This is a genomic window from Caballeronia hypogeia (assembly GCF_001544875.2).
In the GTDB taxonomy this organism is placed as follows: domain Bacteria; phylum Pseudomonadota; class Gammaproteobacteria; order Burkholderiales; family Burkholderiaceae; genus Caballeronia; species Caballeronia hypogeia.
Window position 1 is genome coordinate 457,061 of sequence record NZ_FCOA02000002.1, and the last position, 17,330, is coordinate 474,390.

Annotated in this window: 14 protein-coding genes; all 14 read right to left on the reverse strand. The window is 64.7% G+C overall.

All coding sequences use genetic code 11. The features are described from left to right. Positions 1–49 precede the first annotated feature (49 nt). Positions 50–1,222, reverse strand: coding sequence for a porin (locus AWB79_RS05350; RefSeq protein ID WP_061166328.1), 1,173 nt, complete (start codon positions 1,220–1,222; stop codon positions 50–52). A gap of 13 nt (positions 1,223–1,235) precedes the next feature. Next, a complete protein-coding gene (gene dctA / locus AWB79_RS05355; RefSeq protein WP_063963443.1) occupies positions 1,236–2,642 on the reverse strand; it encodes a C4-dicarboxylate transporter DctA in 1,407 nt (468 codons plus the stop codon). Positions 2,643–2,749: 107 nt separating this feature from the next. Continuing rightward, entirely contained in the window at positions 2,750–3,712 is a 963-nt protein-coding gene (locus AWB79_RS05360; RefSeq protein ID WP_082862276.1) for an AraC family transcriptional regulator, read from the reverse strand. Beyond that, positions 3,709–4,191, reverse strand: coding sequence for a CBS domain-containing protein (locus tag AWB79_RS05365; protein WP_061166329.1), 483 nt, complete (start codon positions 4,189–4,191; stop codon positions 3,709–3,711). The genes AWB79_RS05360 and AWB79_RS05365 overlap by 4 nt, the downstream gene beginning before the upstream one ends. After that, on the reverse strand, positions 4,110–5,198 hold the full coding sequence (locus tag AWB79_RS05370) for an XdhC family protein (RefSeq protein ID WP_061166330.1): 1,089 nt from the start codon (positions 5,196–5,198) through the stop codon (positions 4,110–4,112). Before AWB79_RS05370 ends, AWB79_RS05365 begins: the two co-directional genes overlap by 82 nt. Before the next feature lie 13 nt (positions 5,199–5,211). Next, positions 5,212–6,657 carry an NAD(P)(+) transhydrogenase (Re/Si-specific) subunit beta gene (locus AWB79_RS05375; protein ID WP_063963444.1) on the reverse strand — a complete coding sequence of 482 codons (1,446 nt, stop codon included), beginning with the start codon at positions 6,655–6,657 and terminating at the stop codon, positions 5,212–5,214. Then, positions 6,654–6,953 carry a proton-translocating transhydrogenase family protein gene (locus AWB79_RS05380; protein WP_061166331.1) on the reverse strand — a complete coding sequence of 100 codons (300 nt, stop codon included), beginning with the start codon at positions 6,951–6,953 and terminating at the stop codon, positions 6,654–6,656. Before AWB79_RS05380 ends, AWB79_RS05375 begins: the two co-directional genes overlap by 4 nt. A 26-nt stretch (positions 6,954–6,979) precedes the next feature. Further along, complete coding sequence (locus AWB79_RS05385; protein WP_061166332.1) at positions 6,980–8,122, reverse strand: Re/Si-specific NAD(P)(+) transhydrogenase subunit alpha; 1,143 nt, start codon at positions 8,120–8,122, stop codon at positions 6,980–6,982. A gap of 2 nt (positions 8,123–8,124) precedes the next feature. Beyond that, positions 8,125–9,855 (reverse strand): IlvD/Edd family dehydratase, encoded by a 1,731-nt coding sequence (locus AWB79_RS05390; protein WP_061166333.1) that lies wholly within the window; start codon positions 9,853–9,855, stop codon positions 8,125–8,127. A 69-nt stretch (positions 9,856–9,924) separates the two neighbouring features. Continuing rightward, complete coding sequence (locus AWB79_RS05395; RefSeq protein WP_232470826.1) at positions 9,925–11,385, reverse strand: NAD-dependent succinate-semialdehyde dehydrogenase; 1,461 nt, start codon at positions 11,383–11,385, stop codon at positions 9,925–9,927. A gap of 20 nt (positions 11,386–11,405) precedes the next feature. Beyond that, positions 11,406–13,322 (reverse strand): thiamine pyrophosphate-dependent enzyme, encoded by a 1,917-nt coding sequence (locus AWB79_RS05400; protein ID WP_061166495.1) that lies wholly within the window; start codon positions 13,320–13,322, stop codon positions 11,406–11,408. A gap of 104 nt (positions 13,323–13,426) precedes the next feature. Continuing rightward, the gene (locus tag AWB79_RS40900) at positions 13,427–14,449 is read right to left on the reverse strand and encodes a xanthine dehydrogenase family protein molybdopterin-binding subunit (RefSeq protein WP_198398968.1); all 1,023 of its coding nucleotides are present in this window, start codon (positions 14,447–14,449) and stop codon (positions 13,427–13,429) included. A 12-nt stretch (positions 14,450–14,461) separates the two neighbouring features. Further along, positions 14,462–16,429, reverse strand: coding sequence for a molybdopterin-dependent oxidoreductase (locus tag AWB79_RS40905; RefSeq protein ID WP_061166335.1), 1,968 nt, complete (start codon positions 16,427–16,429; stop codon positions 14,462–14,464). Further along, positions 16,422–17,330 carry an FAD binding domain-containing protein gene (locus tag AWB79_RS05415; RefSeq protein ID WP_061166336.1) on the reverse strand — a complete coding sequence of 303 codons (909 nt, stop codon included), beginning with the start codon at positions 17,328–17,330 and terminating at the stop codon, positions 16,422–16,424. The genes AWB79_RS40905 and AWB79_RS05415 overlap by 8 nt, the downstream gene beginning before the upstream one ends.

The following is a 17,330-nucleotide window of genomic DNA, read 5'->3' on the forward strand; positions in this document are numbered from 1 at the left end:
GCAAACATGCCGATTCATGCGCCGCGTCCGTCCTGCCGGCCTGCCTCCATCAGAACTTCGCGCGCAGTCCCGCCGCGACGAGGATCTGGTCACGGCTCGACGATCCGGAGAGTCCGCCGGAATTGAAGATCGCCGCCTGCCGCGCATCGCCGCCCGCGCGCTGCCACACGGCGATGGTGTACAGCTCGGTGCGTTTCGACAGTGCATAGTCGAGTCCGAGGTTCACCTGCTTCCAGTTGGTGTCGTCGCCCGTCGCGAAACTGCCGCGGCTCTGGCCGCCGCCCATGTGGCCATCCGTATAGATGAAGGCCGCGCCGACCAGCAGCGCGCTGGTGATGTTGTACTTGGCGTTGATTTCGTAGTTGGACAGATGCGACGCGGTGCTGTCGTTGTAATCGAAGCCCACCCAGCTATAGACAAAACCCGCGCTCGCCGGGCCGAACGCATAGGTCGCTCCGCCCGCCGCCACGCGTTGCCGCGCGACGTTGCCGTAGAAGATGTTGCGGATGTTGGAGTAGTCGCCCGCGACCGCGCCGCCCGTATTGCTGCCGCCCGTGTTGCCCGCGACCGGATGGTTCAGTTGCAGATACGACGCCGCCACCGCGAACGGCCCCGCGCCGTAGCGAGCACCGAACGTGTACGCGCGGTTGTTGGCGAAGCCGCCGCCTGCGCCGTCGCTCGCCTGATTACTGAACGCGTAGCCCGCGCCCGCCTCCAAACCGTGCCACGCGGGCATGGCGTACTTCACCGAATTGTTGAGACGGAACGAATTGTAGAAGTTGTCCGAGTCGCCGACATGCGCGCCATAGCCGCCCGCCCATTGCTTCGACGACGCCATTGGCCCGACATACAGCACGCCGAAGTCGTATTGCCGCCCGAGCGTCAGCTGGCCGAAGCGCGTGCTGTCGAGACCGACGTAAGCCTGCCGGCCGAAGAGGCGCCCGCCCGAGCCCATCGTGCCGTTGTTGATGTTGAAGCCGTTCTCCAGGGTAAAGATCGCGCGCAGCCCGCCTCCGAGATCCTCGCGCCCGGTGAGACCCCAGCGCGATTCGTTCGCGCTGCCCATCTGGAATACCTTCTGGCCTTGCGCCGTCGCGCGCGGCGCCGAATGATTCACGTAGACGATGCCGTCGTCGACGATACCGTACAAGGTGACGCTGCTTTGCGCGAATGCCGGAGTCGCCGCGAGGCTCGCCCACGCGAGCATGATTGTGCGTTTCATCTCGCCGCTCCCCTTATGCGTTGACGCCGGAGCGCACGTTCATCGAATGCGCCGAGGCGAGCGCGCCTTCGGGCATCGTGCTGCGCGACGGACGGCCATCGTCCTCGTCGCCGTTGAGCACGCGGCGTGCGAGTTCCACATCCAGCGTGCCGGTCCAGCGCGCGATCACGATCGTGCCGATCACATTTCCGGTCAGGTTGGTGGCCGCGCGAATCTGCGCCATGAAGCGGTCTACGCCGATCAGGAGCGCGAGCCCGCCCACGGGCAGCACGCCGATCACCGGCAGCGTCGCCGCAAGCGCGATGAAGCCGCCGCCCGTCACGCCGGCCGCGCCCTTCGAGGTCAGCAGCATCACGAAGAGAATCGTCATCTGCTGCGTGAGCGACAGGTCGATGTTGCACGCCTGCGCGATGAACAGCACGCCGATGCTCATGTAGATCGCGGTGCCGTCCATGTTGAACGAGTAGCCCGTCGGAATCACGAGGCCGACGACATCCTTCGTGCAGCCGAGCCGTTCGAGCTTCACCATGATGCGCGGGATCATGGTTTCGGCGGAGGTCGAACCGAATACGACGAGGATTTCATCGCGGAAGAAGCGCAGCACCTTTCGCAGGCTGAGGCCGCATGCGGCGAGCAGCAGTCCGAGCACCACGACGACGAACGCGACGCTCACCACGAACACGGTGCCGAGCAGCAGACTGAACTTCGCGAGCGACGCGATGCCGTATGCACCGACGGTGAAGCCCATTGCGCCGAACGCGGCGAGCGGCGCGAAGTACATGACGATTTTCACCATCGCGAAGAACACTTTTGAGAAGCTGTCGAGCAGGTCGATGACCGGCTGTGCGCGCTCGTTGATGGCGGACAGCGCGATGCCGAACATGACCGAGACGAACAGCACCGGCAGCATTTCGCCTTTCGCGAACGCATCGAACATGCTGGAGGGGACGATCGACATGAGGAAGTCGGTGATGCTCATCTGATGCGCGGTCTTCACATAGCCCGCGACGAGCGCCGGATCGAAGCTCGCCGGATTCGCGTTGATGCCGTCGCCGGGGCGCACCATGTCGGCGCCGAACCAGCCGAGCAGCAGCGCGATCGTCGACACGACTTCGAAGTAGATCAGCGACTTCACGCCGATGTTCGCGACGCGCTTCAGATTGCCCATCTTCGCGATCCCGCACACGACGGTCGTGAAGATGATCGGCGCGACCACCATCTTGATGCCCTTGACGAACACGTCGCCGAGCGGCTTAAGAGAGGTGCCGAACTTCGGGTAGAGGTAGCCGACGAGCGCACCGGCGAAAATCGCGAAAATCACCTGCACATACAGCCGGCTGCAGAAATGCGGGCGCTTCCTTGCGCCCTTGCCTTCCGCGTCGCGGGCGTGAACCGCACCATCGCTTGCGTTACGCTCCATGAGTTGTCTCCTGATGAGGCGTTCGTCTTATGAGGTTGAAACGCGTGTCGTGCTGCGCGCTTCTCCGGGACTCCGCACCGTCTCTTCGCGGACGGCTGTCGTTGGATCTAGCTTATTGATGGCTGCTGCGAGTCTATCGGACAGAACTGTGCTTTTCCGGTAGTTTCCTGCTCTCCTTGCCTGCGAAACGCTCCGGGCGACACGCCGAAATGCTGCCTGAAACGCCGCGCGAAATAGCTCTCGTCGGTGAAGCCCGTGGCGTGCGCGATCTCGGTGAGCCTGAGCGACGAGCTCATCAACAGTTCGCGCGCGCGCTCCATGCGCCGTTCCGTCAGCAGCTCCGTGAACGTGCGGCCGGTCTCGCGCTTCAGTGCGTGCGCGAGATGTCCGGGCGAGAGATTCGCGGCATCGGCCGCGTCCTTCAGCGCGAGATCGCCGCCGAGACGCTCCTGCATCAGCCGTGTTACGCGAACCAGCCAGTCCTGCCTGTTCGACAACGCACGCCGTGCATCGAGCGCTTCGGCGAGCACGCGATCGTTGCGCCGGCATACGCCGCCTATCAGCTCCAGCAGGAAAGCGCGCAACATCATCGCGGAGAAGGCACGCCGTTCGCGGTTCTCGCGCAGCATCGCGTCGAGCGTCGCGTGAAGCCACGGCATGTCGCTTTCGCCGACCATGAAGTCCACCACTTCCTGCGCGAGAAACGGCGCGATCTCCGGCAGCGCGCTCGCGTTCGCGTTCGCGTATTCGAGCCCGAGCGGATCGAGCGTCGAGTCGGGCCTGAGAAAGCGCAGCGAAAAACTGATCACGACATACTCCGCGCCCGGCGGCATCACGCATACATGCGAGCGGTACGGCAGCACGAAGGTCACGGTGCCCGCGCGCACTTTTCGTACGCTTCCGCCGATCAAGTGCGTGGCCTCGCCGCGCAAGGTCACGAGCACCTGGAAGTATTCGTGCCGGTGTGGCTGCGTGAGCTGCTGCCGCACCGACTGGTCACGAATATCGAAGTCAAGATGACTCGCGCGCTCGGCCATTGCATAGGTGCGCATGCCGGGCGATCGTTTCATGTGTGCGATGCCACCGCTTCTTCAACCGGCCAGTCGCCGATATACGACTTGAGCATGCGGTTCTCGAAGCTCTGCTCTTCGTGCACCGCCTTCGCGACATCGTGAAACGACACGACCGCGTGCAGGCGCCCGTTCTCCATCACCGGCAGATAGCGTTGATGATGCGTGACCATCAGCGCGCGCAGCTCCGATACATCCATCTCTGGCGACGCAACGACAGGCTCCGGATTCATCACGTGAAGCACCTGCAACTCGGCGACAGGCGGCGTCGGTCCACGACGCAATTCACGCTGACGCTGCGCGAGCAGGTTGATGACCTCGCGAAACGTCAGCAGGCCGACGAGTTGTCCCTCGCTCATCACCGGCAGCGAGCCGATGTCGCGATCGGACATGAGGATCACGCAATCGGACAGACGCGTGCCTGGCTCGACGGTGAAGAGCGGGTTGCGCTTGTGTCTGAGGATGTCGCTGACGAGCATGATGTGTCTCCATCGAGAGAGCTTTCGGCCGTTGCGTCGTGTTGTTCCTCACGCTTCTTCTGTAGCAGCGGGATGCCGTTCTTCACCGCCACGATTTCCGCCACGATCGACACGGCGATCTCCGCAGGCGTCTGCCCGCCGATGTGCAGGCCCACCGGTCCATGCAGACGCGCGGTCTGCCGCGCCGATAAATCGAATTCCTGAAGGCGCTCGCGGCGCTTTTGCGAGTTGCGCCGCGAGCCGAGCGCGCCGACATAGAACGCGTCGGAGCGCAGCGCTTCCATGAGCGCCATGTCGTCGAGCTTCGGATCGTGCGTGAGCGCGACGATGGCCGTATGAGCATCGACTCCAATGTCCAGCACGACATCGTCGGGCATGCCGGGCAACCAGCGCGCGACGGACGCATCGAGCAGCGCGCGAAACTCCTCGCGCGGATCGCACACGAGCACCTCGAAATCGAGCGCGCGCGCGATGCCGGCCACGCACATCGACAGTTGTCCCGCGCCGATCAGGAGCAGACGCCAGCGCGGACCGAACGTGACCGCTAGCGTGTTGCCGTCGAAGTGCAGCGCGTCGTTGCGTTCGCCCGCGCGCAGCGACACCGCGCCATCGACCATGCGCAGTTCGCGGCGCACGAGTTCGCCGCGCGCCGTGCAGTCGAAGAGACGCGCGATCCAGCGCGCATCGGTCAACGGCTCTTCGACCAGTTCCAGCGTGCCGCCGCAGGGCAGCCCGAAACGCGCCGCTTCCTCGCGCGACACGCCGTAGCGGATCAATCGCGGCGCCATCGCACGCTCGCCGCGCCGGATGCGATCGATCAGATCGTCCTCGACGCATCCGCCCGACACCGAACCCGCCACGACGCCGTCGCCGCGAATCGCGAGCAACGCGCCCGGCGGACGCGGCGCGCTGCCCCACGTCCTGACCACCGTCACGAGCGTGACCGCGTGGGCGGCCGTGCGCCAGTCAAGCGCGTGTTTCAGCACGGAGATATCGGCGGATTCCATCGCGTGCTCCGGTTCAGTCCACAGCCTTGACCATGTCTTCGACGACCTTCTTCGCATCGCCGAAGACCATCATGGTCTTGTCGAGATAGAAAAGTTCGTTGTCGAGACCCGCATAGCCCGCCGCCATCGAACGCTTGTTCACGATCACGGTCTTGGCCTTGTACGCATCGAGAATCGGCATGCCGGCGATCGGCGATTTCGGATCGTTCTTCGCGGCGGGATTCACCACGTCGTTCGCGCCGAGCACGAGCGCCACATCGGCCTGGCCGAATTCGCCGTTGATGTCCTCCATTTCCGCCACCTGCTCGTACGGCACTTCGGCTTCGGCGAGCAACACGTTCATGTGGCCCGGCATGCGGCCCGCGACCGGATGAATCGCGTAACGCACCGTCACGCCCTTTTCGTGCAGCTTTTCGGCGAGTTCCTTGAGCGCGTGCTGCGCGCGAGCCACGGCGAGTCCGTAGCCCGGCACGATAACGACCGATTCGGCGTTGCTCATGAGGAACGCGGCGTCGTCCGCACTGCCGCTCTTCACCGGGCGCGCCGCCGCGTCGCCCGCCACATTCGACGACGAAGCCTCCGCGCCGAAGCCGCCGAGAATCACGCTGAAGAACGAGCGGTTCATCGCGCGGCACATGATGTACGAGAGAATCGCGCCGGACGAGCCGACCAGCGACCCCGCGATGATCAGCATCGGATTGCCGAGCGAGAAGCCAATCCCCGCCGCGGCCCAGCCCGAGTACGAATTCAGCATCGACACGACAACGGGCATGTCCGCCCCGCCGATCGGAATGATGATGAGCACGCCGAGCACGAACGCGATGGCGGTCATCGCGACGAACGGCGCCCATGCCTGCGTGAGGAAGAAGCCGACGCCGCAAGCAATCATTGCGAGCGCGAGCAGCGCATTCAATGCATGCTGGCCGCGAAACGTCACGGGAGCGCCCTGGAACAGACGGAACTTGTACTTGCCCGAGAGCTTGCCGAACGCAATGACCGAGCCCGAGAACGTGATCGCGCCGACCAGCGTGCCGATGAACAACTCGGCTCGATTGCCGCGCGGGATGATCTCGTCGGCCGCGCTCGCGATGCCGAACGCCGAAGGCTCGATCACCGCCGCCACCGCGATGCACACGGCGGCGAGCCCGATCAGCGAGTGCATCGCGGCGACCAGTTCGGGCATCTTCGTCATTTCGACCTTCTTCGCGAGCAGCGCGCCCACCGCGCCGCCGATCACCACACCGGCCGCGACGAGACCCACGCCCATGCCGGGCGCATCGCGCAACGCGGCGACCATCGCGAGCGTCGTGACCACGGCGATCGCCATGCCCGCGATGCCGAACACATTGCCGACGAGCGCGGTCTTCGGTGTCGAAAGACCTTTGAGCGATTGAATAAAGCACACGGAAGCCACGAGATAGCTCGCCGTAACGAGGTTCATGTTGACGGCGGCGTTCATTTCGAAGCTCCTTTTTTGCGGAACATGTCGAGCATGCGGCGCGTGACGAGGAAGCCGCCGAATACATTGACCGATGCCAGCGCGACACCGATCACGCCGAACGCCTGGCTCGATGCGTGATGCGTGAGACCGGCCGCGAGCATCGCGCCGACGATCACGATCGCGGAGATCGCGTTGGTCACCGCCATGAGCGGCGTATGCAGCGCTGGCGTCACGTTCCACACGACGTGATAGCCGACATAAATCGCGAGCACGAAGATGATGACGTGCACGAGGGTTGGATCGATGGAATGCATCTGTGCCTCATTTCAAAGTGACGAAATCATTCGGCGAGCGTGGCGACGCTCGCGGCTTCGGCCGGGTCTGCGGCAGGCGGCTGCAGCACGCAGGCCTTCACGATCTCGTCGTCGAGATCGAGCTTGTAAGCGCCGTCCTTGTCGAAGATGAGCTTCGTGAAATCGAGCACGTTGCGCGCGTAGAGCGCGGAGGCATCGGCTGCGACCATCGCGGGCAGGTTGGTGTGGCCAATGATCGTCACGCCGTGCTTCAGGACGACGCGGTCCGCTTCGGTCAGCGGACAATTGCCGCCTGCGGCCGCGGCGAGATCGACGATCACCGAGCCCGCCTTCATCGACTTCACCATGTCTTGCGTCACGAGCACCGGCGCGGCGCGGCCGGGAATGAGCGCCGTCGTCACGATGATGTCCGCGATCTTCGCGCGTTCGGCGACGAGCGCAGCCTGACGTTGCAGCCATGCAGCGGGCATCGGTCGCGCGTAGCCACCCGCGCCCTTCGCGATCTCTTCTTCCTCGGGTGTTTCGAACGGCACGTCGACGAATTTGCCGCCGAGCGATTCGATCTGCTCCTTCACCGCCGGCCGCACGTCCGATGCTTCCACCGTTGCGCCGAGACGCTTGGCGGTAGCGATGGCCTGCAGGCCCGCCACGCCCGCGCCGAGCACGAGCACGCGCGCGGCCTTCACGGTACCGGCTGCGGTCATGAGCATCGGGAAGAAGCGCGGATAGTGATTCGCCGCGATCATCACGGCCTTGTATCCGGCAATGTTCGCCTGCGACGAGAGCACGTCCATGCTTTGCGCGCGCGTCACGCGCGGCGCGGCTTCGAGCGCGAAGCCGATGACGCCCGCATTCGAAAGACGGGCGACGCATGCGTCGTTCTTCGGTTCGAGCATGCCGACGACGAGCGCGCCGCGCTTCAGATGCCTGGCTTCTTCATCGCACGGAGCGCGCACCTTGAGCACGAGTTCGGCGGCGAGCGCTTCCTCGTCGTCGCACAACGAAGCGCCTGCGGTTACGTAGGCTTCGTCCGTAAAGGCGGCGTGCTTGCCCGCGCCGCGCGCGATACGCACGCTGTGTCCCTGCGCGACGTATTTCTTCACAGTTTCGGGAGATGCGGCGACGCGCGTTTCGCCGTTCGCGGTTTCAGTCGGAATGCCGATCAGCATGGTCAGCTCTCTTGAGTCGATGAGGAATCTTGGGCGGCTTGCAGGAAGTCGAAATCGCAGCCGGCGTCAGCCTGCAGCACATGCTCCTGATAGAGCTTCTGATAGCCGCGCAGCACGCGCTTCGGCGGCTTCACGTCGCTTGCGCGGCGCTTCAGTTCGGCTTCGTCGACGAGCAGATCGACGCGCCGCTCGCGCACGGAGAGCCGGATGCGGTCGCCGTTGCGCACGAGTCCGATCGGTCCGCCGAGCGCCGCTTCGGGCGTCACGTGCAGCACGATGGTTCCGTAGGCGGTGCCGCTCATGCGGGCATCGGAGATCCGCAGCATGTCCTTGACGCCCTGTTGCGCGAGCTTCTTCGGAATCGGCAGATAGCCCGCTTCCGGCATGCCCGTGCCGCTCGCGGGGCCGGCATTCTGCAGCACGAGAATGTCGTTCGCGTCGACATCGAGCCCGGGATCGTCGATGCGCGCGGCCAGGTCTTCGAGCGATGTGAACACCACCGCGCGGCCTTCCTGCTCGAACAGCGCTTTGTCCGCCGCCGAACGCTTGAGAATCGCGCCGCGCGGCGCGAGCGAGCCGAACAGCGCGACGAGTCCGCCTTGCGGTTCGACCGGTTCTGAAGACTTCTTCACAATGCGATGATCGACCCACGCATCGCGCTCGCCCTCGATGCGTTCACCGAGCGTTTCGCCGGTCACGGTCATCGCGTCGAGATGCAGTTGCGGTTCGAGTTCGCGCAGCACGGCGGTCATGCCGCCCGCCGCGAAGAAGTCTTCCATGTAGTGCTCGCCGGTAGGCTTGAGATCGACGAGCACCGGCGTTTCATCGGAGATCGCGTTGAGACGCCTGAGCGATACCGGAATGCCGAGCCTTCCCGCGACGGCGGTCAGATGAATGATCGCGTTGGTCGATCCGCCGATGGCGAGCAGCACGCGCAAGGCGTTTTCGACCGACTTCGCCGTGATGATCTGACTCGGGCGCAGCGGCTCGCGAATGAGTTGCACGGCGCGCGCGCCACTCGCTTCGGCCGCGCGGATGCGGTCCGCATGCACGGCGGGAATGGCGGCGGTGCCCGGCAGCGACATGCCGAGCGTTTCGGCGATGCAGGCCATGGTGCTCGCGGTGCCCATGACGGCGCAGGTGCCGGCGGTGGTCGCGAGGCGGCCTTCGACCTGATCGATTTCCTGTTCGCTGATTTGGTTCGCGCGGAACTTTCCCCAGAAGCGGCGGCAGTCAGTGCATGCGCCCAGGCGCTCGCCCTGGTGACGTCCCGTCATCATCGGACCGACGACGAGCTGCACGGCGGGGATATCGGCGGCGGCGGCGCCCATCAGTTGCGCGGGCACGGTCTTGTCGCAACCGCCGATCAGCACGACGGAATCCATCGGCTGGGCGCGCAGCATTTCCTCGACGTCCATGCTCATCAGATTGCGGAACATCATGGAGGTGGGGTTCAGGAAGACTTCGCCCAGCGATATGGTCGGGAAGTCGATGGGCAGGCCGCCTGCTGCGAGAACGCCGCGCTTCACGGCTTCGACGAGTTCGGGCATCGCGCGGTGGCAGTTGTTGAATCCCGAGCCGCTGGAGGCGATGCCAACGATCGGCTTTTTCAGCATGTCGGTGGAATATCCCATCGACTTCGCGAACGAGCGACGCAGGTAGAGGGCGAAACCGCGATCACCGTAGTTCGTCAGGCCGCTGGACAGGCCGGTGCCCTTTTGGTCTTGCGACATGCTTGTCTCCTCAATGCTTTTGTTTACTTTGCTTTGCTTGCCTGCGCTTCAATTCAGCCCCCGATCCCCTCAGACGAGCCGCGTACGTATGTACTTGGCCTCGAGATAATCGCGAATCCCGAGCGAACCACCCTCCCGTCCCATGCCGCTTTCCTTCATCCCGCCGAATGGGGCTTCCGCACACGCAAGCAGCATCTCATTCACCCCGACCATCCCGCATTCCAGAGCTTCCGCCGCCAGCGTCGAGGTCCTCAGAGAAGAAGAGAACACATAACCCGCCAGCCCAAAAGGCACCGAATTAGCCGCCTCGATGGCTTCGTCGAACTCACTGAATCGTGTGATCGGCGCAATCGGCACAAAAGGTTCGTCCCGCATGATGCGTGCATCGGAAGGCACATCCGCGAGCACGGTCGGCTCGAAGAAGTACCCACGCCGATGCGCTTCCGGCCTCTTGCCGCCGGCAAGCAAGCGCGCTCCGCGCGAAAGCGCATCCGCGACCAAAGCTTCCGCATGCCTCAGTCCACGCGCGTTCGCAAGGGGACCGACTTCGCTCGACGCATCACTCCCGGGCCCGATCGCCAGCGCGGCAGCAAAACGAGCGAACGCCTCGCAAAACGGCTCGTAAATGCGCTCATGCACAAAGAACCGCGACGGCGAAATGCACACCTGCCCGCAATTACGGAATTTCGCCCGCGCCACGGTTTCCGCGGCCCACTGCGGATCGGCGTCATCGAACACGACGACGGGCGCATGCCCGCCCAGTTCCATCGACACTTTCTTGATCCCATCCGCCGCGAGCCGCAAAATGGATTTGCCCACTTCCGTCGATCCGGTCAGCGTGACCTTGCGCACAGCAGGCGACGCAATCAGATGCCGCGAGATCAGCGACGAATCGCCCGTAACGAGATTGAGCACGCCCCCGGGCAATCCCGCGTCATGGCATGCCTGCACGAGCGCCATGCACGAACCGGGCGCTTCGCTCGCGGGCTTCACGATCACGCTGCATCCCGCGCCGAGCGCCGCCGCGATCTTGCGCGCGGGAAGAAGCGCCGGAAAGTTCCATGCCGAGAACGCGGCCACCACGCCCACGGGTTCGTAGCGAACCTGCATGCGCACATCCGACGTGCGGCCTTCGATCGTCTGGCCGTAAATGCGCTTCGTCTCCTCCGCGTACCACTCGAACTGATCGGCCGCAGCCTGCGTCTCGCCCCGCGACTCCGCGAGCGGCTTGCCGGTTTCCGCTGTCATCAGCGTGGCGATGTCCTCGGCACGCTCGCGGATAACCGACGACACGCGGCGCAGAACCATGGCACGATCCCACGGCGAAGTCGCGCGCCAGGCGGCGAGTCCGTAGGTCGCGCTCTGCAAGGCATCGTCGAGATCGCTTTCGTCCGCGGCGGGGATCAGGCCGACGATTTCTTCCGTCGACGGATCGATCACTTCGCGCGTGGCGAGCGTGCGCGACTGCCGCCACTCGCCATCGATATAAAGACCGAAATTGCGGTACAGCCCGATTTGTTCGCGCTTCAAGATGTCTCTCCGATGATCGTTCAGATGGTGGCCGACAGATAGCGACGCTCGACATCGCCGCACCAGTTGCCGACGTTCCACGAGCCATACGCGCCGAGTCCGCCGCGCGGGTCCTCGCCCGCATAGACCGGAACGTGCACGACCGACAGGCCGCCTTGCGCATGCGCCGCTTCCAGCGCCCTGGTGAGCGATACGCAATCGAAGCCGCCCTCGAACGCCTTCACGCCCGCGATACTCGATGCGAGCCGCACATAGTCGACGGCGACGCCGTCGTTCGTTTTGAAATCGATGCCATATTGCGCGTGCTGAAGACTCGAGATCGCCGCCATGCGCCGATTGTCGAAGATGACGATCGTGCCGCGCGCTCCGTGCTCCATCGCGCTGATCAGCGCCTGTGGATTCATCATGAACGAGCCATCACCCGTGAACGCGATGCCGTGGCGCGGTGCGCGCGCAAGTCCGTTCGCGATCAGCGCGCAGGTCGCGAATCCCATGTACGACGCGCCGGTTTCGGTGAAGGTCTGATAAGGCGCATCGTCCTCGACCGTCTGAAAGCCGTTCGCCTGCACGTCGCCGGCATCGAAGAACTTGATCGCATCGATGCGCTTCGCGAAGTCGCAGACCGTCTTGATCGCGGCAGGCTGCGTCAGCACCGGACGATTCCATGCCGCATCGCGAAGCTGCTGCACGTCCTGGCGCGCGGCGAGAAACTCCTTCCATTCGCGCTTCTTCTCTTCGCATTCGCGCAGCCACGCGAGCTTCATGGTTCGATCCGTGCCGTTGCGGCGCGCGCGGATCGCCGCAAGCAATTGCTCGATGACGAGACCGATATCGCCCGGCAGCGCGACCGTCGCGTTGTAGTGCGAGACATCGGCCGTATCGCCGTTGATGTTGATGACCGCTTCCGCACGCGGATAACCGATACCCGAGCAGTCGGCCTGACATACCGCGCGCGAGCCGATCACGACCAGCAACTCGCCGCGCGACATCGCATGATTGCCGCTGATGGAGCCCTTCGAGCCGCCGACGTGCATGTTCTGTGGATGCGCATCCGGCAGCACGCCCGTCGATCCCGGCGAGAGCACGACAGCCGCGCCGGTCGCTTCCGCGAGCTCGCGCACCTCTTGCGAGAAGGCGCGCGCGCCGCCGCCCGCCTTGATGACGATCTTCTGATGCAGACCGACGAGGCGCGCGGCTTCTTCAAGCGCGGCAGCATCGCCCACGGTCTGGCGCGGCAGCTTCATGCGTTGCGGCAGCGCCAGCAGATTGAGCGATTCGATGATGCGCGGCTGCGCGTCGAGCGGCAGCAGCAGATAGAACGGCCCCGCCTTCACCGGGTGATGCACGCAGTGCGTGCCGCGCCTCAATGCATCGCGGATCGCCTCGGGCGTGTGCAACACGTAGGACTGCCCCATCAACGCGGTCATCTGTCCGTAGATGTGCTGTTGCGGCTTCGGCACCTGCTGCATGTTATAGCCTTCGCCATAGGTGGTTTCATCACCGTAGACGTGATAGAGGCCGACACCGTTGCTCGCCGCCGCGAGCGATCCGGCCATCGCCTGCAAGCCGCCCGGTCCGATCGAGGTCACGACCGCGCAGGTCTCGCGATACACCCATGCGAGCGCGGTACCCGCATGCGCCATTTCCACTTCGTTGCGGAAGTTGAAGACCTGCGTCGCGCCGGCGTCGGTATAAATGCGCAGCACTTCACCCAGATCGGTCGAACCATGCCCGAAGATTGCGAGAAACTTCGTCACGCCCTGACGCAGAAAGCCGAGCACGAGCGCTTCGGAAAGCGTCACGCTCACTTCACGCGGAATCGCGCCGCGCGCAATCGCGCCTTCGATGCTGCCCGCCGCGACGATCGCCGCCGCGCGATGCGCCGCGCCCGCGAGACCCGGCAAATGAGTTGGCGGCAGTTCGGTCGTCTGGTTCATGCGTAGCTCCTGTTGATCGCGACGTATTTCGAGGATGAGTTCGGCCGGGCCGCTCGCATGAGCGGCCATCGGCGCATCGGTTGGAATTTGAAACGCGGGACGCGCTATGCGACCTTGCGTTGCGGCGCGGACTCTTGCCTTTCGCGCTTTTCTCGCAGTGCTTCGAGCACGCGTTCGGGCGTGGCCGGCAGATGCGTCATGCGCACGCCGATTGCGTCGTAGATCGCATTGCAGATCGCGGGCGCGGTCGGCGTGAGACACGGCTCGCCGATGCCCTTCACGCCGAGCGGCGTATTCGGGTCCGGTTCGTCGATGAGAATGGAGGTCACGTGCGGCACGTCGAGCGCGGTCGGCAGGATGTACTTCGCGAACGCCGGGGTCGTGGTATGCCCATCGCGTTGCTCGTAGGCTTCCATCAGCGCATGTCCCACGCCCATCGCGACACCGCCTTCGATCTGCCCTTCCACTTGCTGCGGGTTCACCACGCGTCCCACGTCATGCGCGGCCCAGACGCCCAGCACCTGCACTTCGCCGGTGTCGTCGTCGACTTCGACTTCGGCGATCTGCGTGCCGAATACATAGCTGCGCCATGGCGTGGCTGCGCCGGTTTCGGGATGCAGCGTCGTATGCGCCGACGTGAACAGCCCGCTGCCGACGATCACGATGCCGCGTTCCTTCTTGAGCACGTGCACCGCATGGTCGAGCGTCATGCGCTTCGAGGGCGAGCCTTCGACCCATACGTTGCCCGCACGCGCGACGATCGCGCTCGATGCGACGCCCCAGTACGCGGCCATCGCATCGGCGAACTTGCCGAATGCTTCCTGGCACGCGACCACCACCGCGTTGCCGATCATGTAGGTCATGCGGGTGGCGCCTGCGTGCGCGGCTTCGGGCACGCGGGCGGTGTCGTTGTCGCCGAGCACCACGTCCTGCGGGCGCACGCCGGTCTGCGCGGCGGCGATCTGGCACAGGCCCGTCAAGACGCCTTCGCCGATCTCGGTCACGCCCGTGGCGATCTTCAACGTGCCGCCGTCGTCGTATTCGACCCACACCGCCGCGCGGTCCATCGCGGCGGTTCGCGCGATGCCGTACCAGCCGCATGCAATGCCTCTTCCTCTGCGTTTCATCGAGATATCTCCTTAACCTTGCGACGCGTCTTCCGCGAGCGCACCGATGAAGTTTTCCAGCCGCACGCCGGGTTCACACGAGGGCCGTGTGCCTTCACGCCCGAGGTCGTCGCGTTGCTTCTCGCCGCGTCCCGCGCGGTACGTGACGCCTTCGTGCCATCCCGCCGCCGCGATAGCGCCGTCAAGACATGCGCTCGCAAGCACCCGGTCGAGGGCCTGCCCGGTATGCGTGATCGCGCCGTCCTGCATGAGGTTCACGCGGCGCAACGCGATCGGGTCCATGCCGAGCCGCTCCGCGCAGAGATCGAGATGCGACTCGGTCGCGAACTCCGACTGGAACGCGCCGAACGCCCGGAACGCGCCGCTCGGCGTGTTGTTCGTGTAGACCGCGATGGCATCGACCCAGACGTTCGGTATCGCATACGGCCCGGGCCCGAGAATCGCGGACTTGTTCATCACGCCGGGCGAGGACATCGCATACGCGCCGCCATCGGCGATCATCTTCATCTCGGTCGCGACGATGCGCCCGTTGCGCTTCAGACCCATCCTGTAGCGGATGGTGAACGGATGCCGCTTCGCGCTCGCGATAAAGCTCTCCTCGCGGGTGAAGACATAACGCACCGGTCTTCTCGTCTTGATCGCGCCCAGAGCGAGCATGCCCTGATACAGCATGTCTTCCTTGCCGCCGAAGCCCCCGCCGACCGTGCTCATGATCATGCGCACCTTGTTGATCGGCCGGCCGAGAATCTTCGCGAGCATATGACGATGATGCGTGATGTTCTGGCTCGGCGAATGCACGGTGACGCAGCCATCGGCCTCGACATAAGCGAGCCCCGCTTCCGGCTCCAGATACGCATGCTCGACCGCCGACGTGCGATACGTCTCCTCGACGATAATGTCCGCTTCCCTGAAGCCCGCCTCGACATCGCCCTTGCGGATCTTCGTGTGCTTGCAGATGTTGTTCGGCGCGAAGTCATGCAATTGCGGCGCGTTGACGCGCAGCGCGAGCTCGGGATCGAACACGCCTTCGAGCAGCGAGTACGTCACGCGAATCAGCGACAGGGCCGCATGCGCGATCTCCGGCGTCTCCGCGACGACCGCGGCAATCGCCTCGCCCGTATGACGCACGACCCCACGCGCCATCACCGGCTGATCCTCGATGAACACGCCGAAGTTATCGATACCCGGAACGTCGTCGCAGGTGAGCACCGCTTCCACGCCCGGCAGCGCCTCCGCACGCGATGCATCGATACGCTCGATGCGGGCATAGGGATGCGGACTGCGCAACACCTGCATGTGCAGCATGTTGGGCATCCACATGTCCGCCGCGTACTTGATTGCGCCGGACACTTTCGCGGGCGCATCGAGCCTGCGCGTGCGCGCGCCGATGAAGTGCTCGGTCTCTTCTTCGTCAAGCGCGCTTTCGGGCTTCGTGCCGTTCATCACGTCGCGCGCAAGTTCCACTGCATCGACGATCTTCTGGTAGCCCGTGCAGCGGCACACGTTGCCGCCGAGACCTTCGCGAATCTCCGCGATGCTTGCGTTCGGGCGCTTTCTCAACGTGGATGTCGCGGCCATCACCATGCCGGGAATGCAGTAGCCGCACTGGCTCGAACCGCACTTGTGGAACGCACGCTGCACGGTGGTGAGACCGGCGTCGCGATCGAGATCGTCGACCGTTTCGAGCGAGCGGCCCGCGATTTTCTGCACCGGCATGAGACAGCTCTTGACGAGCGAGCCATCCACGAAAAGCGAGCACGTACCGCATTCGCCCGAACCGCAGCCTTCCTTGTTGCCCGTCAGCTTCAGTTCCTCGCGCACGAAATCGATCACGCGATAATGCACCGGCACCGAGCGCGCCACCTTGCGTCCGTTGACGGTCGCGGGGATCATCACGCGCGCTTCGTTGAGCGGATCGTAGTGGCAGGTCTCGCAGGGCTCCGCGCTCACGCACGTCTGCACAGGCGTGGCATCAGACATTCGACATCTCCTTTTCCAGGCGCTCGATGGACGCACCGGCGCGGCGCAGCGCATCGATCAATCCTCGTTCGACGAAGTTCACCAGCACCTCACGGCGATACGCCTGCCGGCTGCGCGAGCGCACGCGGTCCGCTGTTTGCTCGGCGATTTCGCGCACGTTCGCTGCATCGGGTTGCGTGCCTGCGAGCGCGCGCTCTGCATCGACCAGACGTTCCGGCACCGGCCCCACCGCGCCGATCGCAACGCGCACGTCATCGATCGCGCCGTTCGCGTCTAGTCTGGCAAGCGCGGCCATGCATACTGTCGAGATCGCGAGCGAACGGCGATGCCCGACCTTTTCGAAGCTCGCGCCATAACCCGGCGTCGGATCGAATTCCACGCGCAGAAGAATCTCGCGCGGCAGCAACTGCGTCTTGCCGGGACCGGTGATGAACTCGGCAAGCATCATGCGACGTTTGATCAGCGCGCCTTCCACACGACGCACGAGCACGAGCCCGGCATTCATCGCGAGCAACGCGGGCAGCGAATCACCGGCCGGCGACGCGTTGACGATGTTGCCGCCGAGCGTCGCCTGCTCGCGAATCTGATCGTCCGCGAACCAGACGGCGCAGCGTCCCAGCACCTGCGCCTTGGCAACGAGGCGCGCATCTTCTTCGAACGAGATCAGCGGCACGGCAGCGCCGACCTGGATGCGATCGCCCGCGTCGTTCACGATGCCGAGCTCGGCAATCGCGCTCACGTCGACGAGCGCGGGCAGATGCACGTCACCGGCGCGGCCTTCGCGGGCCCACGGCAACAGATCGGTCGCGCCCGCGACGATTCGCGCGCCGGGAATGCGGTCGAGCGCATCGAAAGCCTCGTCGAGGCTCGATGCGCTGACGTATTCGTCGTACGTCAGCAT

What these genes read in the sequence shown, in the direction of transcription:
- AWB79_RS05350 (WP_061166328.1), bottom strand. Translation starts at nt 1,222, where the DNA reads ATGAAACGCACAATCATGCTCGCGTGGGCGAGCCTCGCGGCGACTCCG.
- dctA (WP_063963443.1), bottom strand. Translation starts at nt 2,642, where the DNA reads ATGGAGCGTAACGCAAGCGATGGTGCGGTTCACGCCCGCGACGCGGAA.
- AWB79_RS05360 (WP_082862276.1), bottom strand. Translation starts at nt 3,712, where the DNA reads ATGAAACGATCGCCCGGCATGCGCACCTATGCAATGGCCGAGCGCGCG.
- AWB79_RS05365 (WP_061166329.1), bottom strand. Translation starts at nt 4,191, where the DNA reads ATGCTCGTCAGCGACATCCTCAGACACAAGCGCAACCCGCTCTTCACC.
- AWB79_RS05370 (WP_061166330.1), bottom strand. Translation starts at nt 5,198, where the DNA reads ATGGAATCCGCCGATATCTCCGTGCTGAAACACGCGCTTGACTGGCGC.
- AWB79_RS05375 (WP_063963444.1), bottom strand. Translation starts at nt 6,657, where the DNA reads ATGAACGCCGCCGTCAACATGAACCTCGTTACGGCGAGCTATCTCGTG.
- AWB79_RS05380 (WP_061166331.1), bottom strand. Translation starts at nt 6,953, where the DNA reads ATGCATTCCATCGATCCAACCCTCGTGCACGTCATCATCTTCGTGCTC.
- AWB79_RS05385 (WP_061166332.1), bottom strand. Translation starts at nt 8,122, where the DNA reads ATGCTGATCGGCATTCCGACTGAAACCGCGAACGGCGAAACGCGCGTC.
- AWB79_RS05390 (WP_061166333.1), bottom strand. Translation starts at nt 9,855, where the DNA reads ATGTCGCAAGACCAAAAGGGCACCGGCCTGTCCAGCGGCCTGACGAAC.
- AWB79_RS05400 (WP_061166495.1), bottom strand. Translation starts at nt 13,322, where the DNA reads ATGAACCAGACGACCGAACTGCCGCCAACTCATTTGCCGGGTCTCGCG.
- AWB79_RS40900 (WP_198398968.1), bottom strand. Translation starts at nt 14,449, where the DNA reads ATGAAACGCAGAGGAAGAGGCATTGCATGCGGCTGGTACGGCATCGCG.
- AWB79_RS40905 (WP_061166335.1), bottom strand. Translation starts at nt 16,429, where the DNA reads ATGTCTGATGCCACGCCTGTGCAGACGTGCGTGAGCGCGGAGCCCTGC.
- AWB79_RS05415 (WP_061166336.1), bottom strand. Translation starts at nt 17,330, where the DNA reads ATGCTGACGTACGACGAATACGTCAGCGCATCGAGCCTCGACGAGGCT.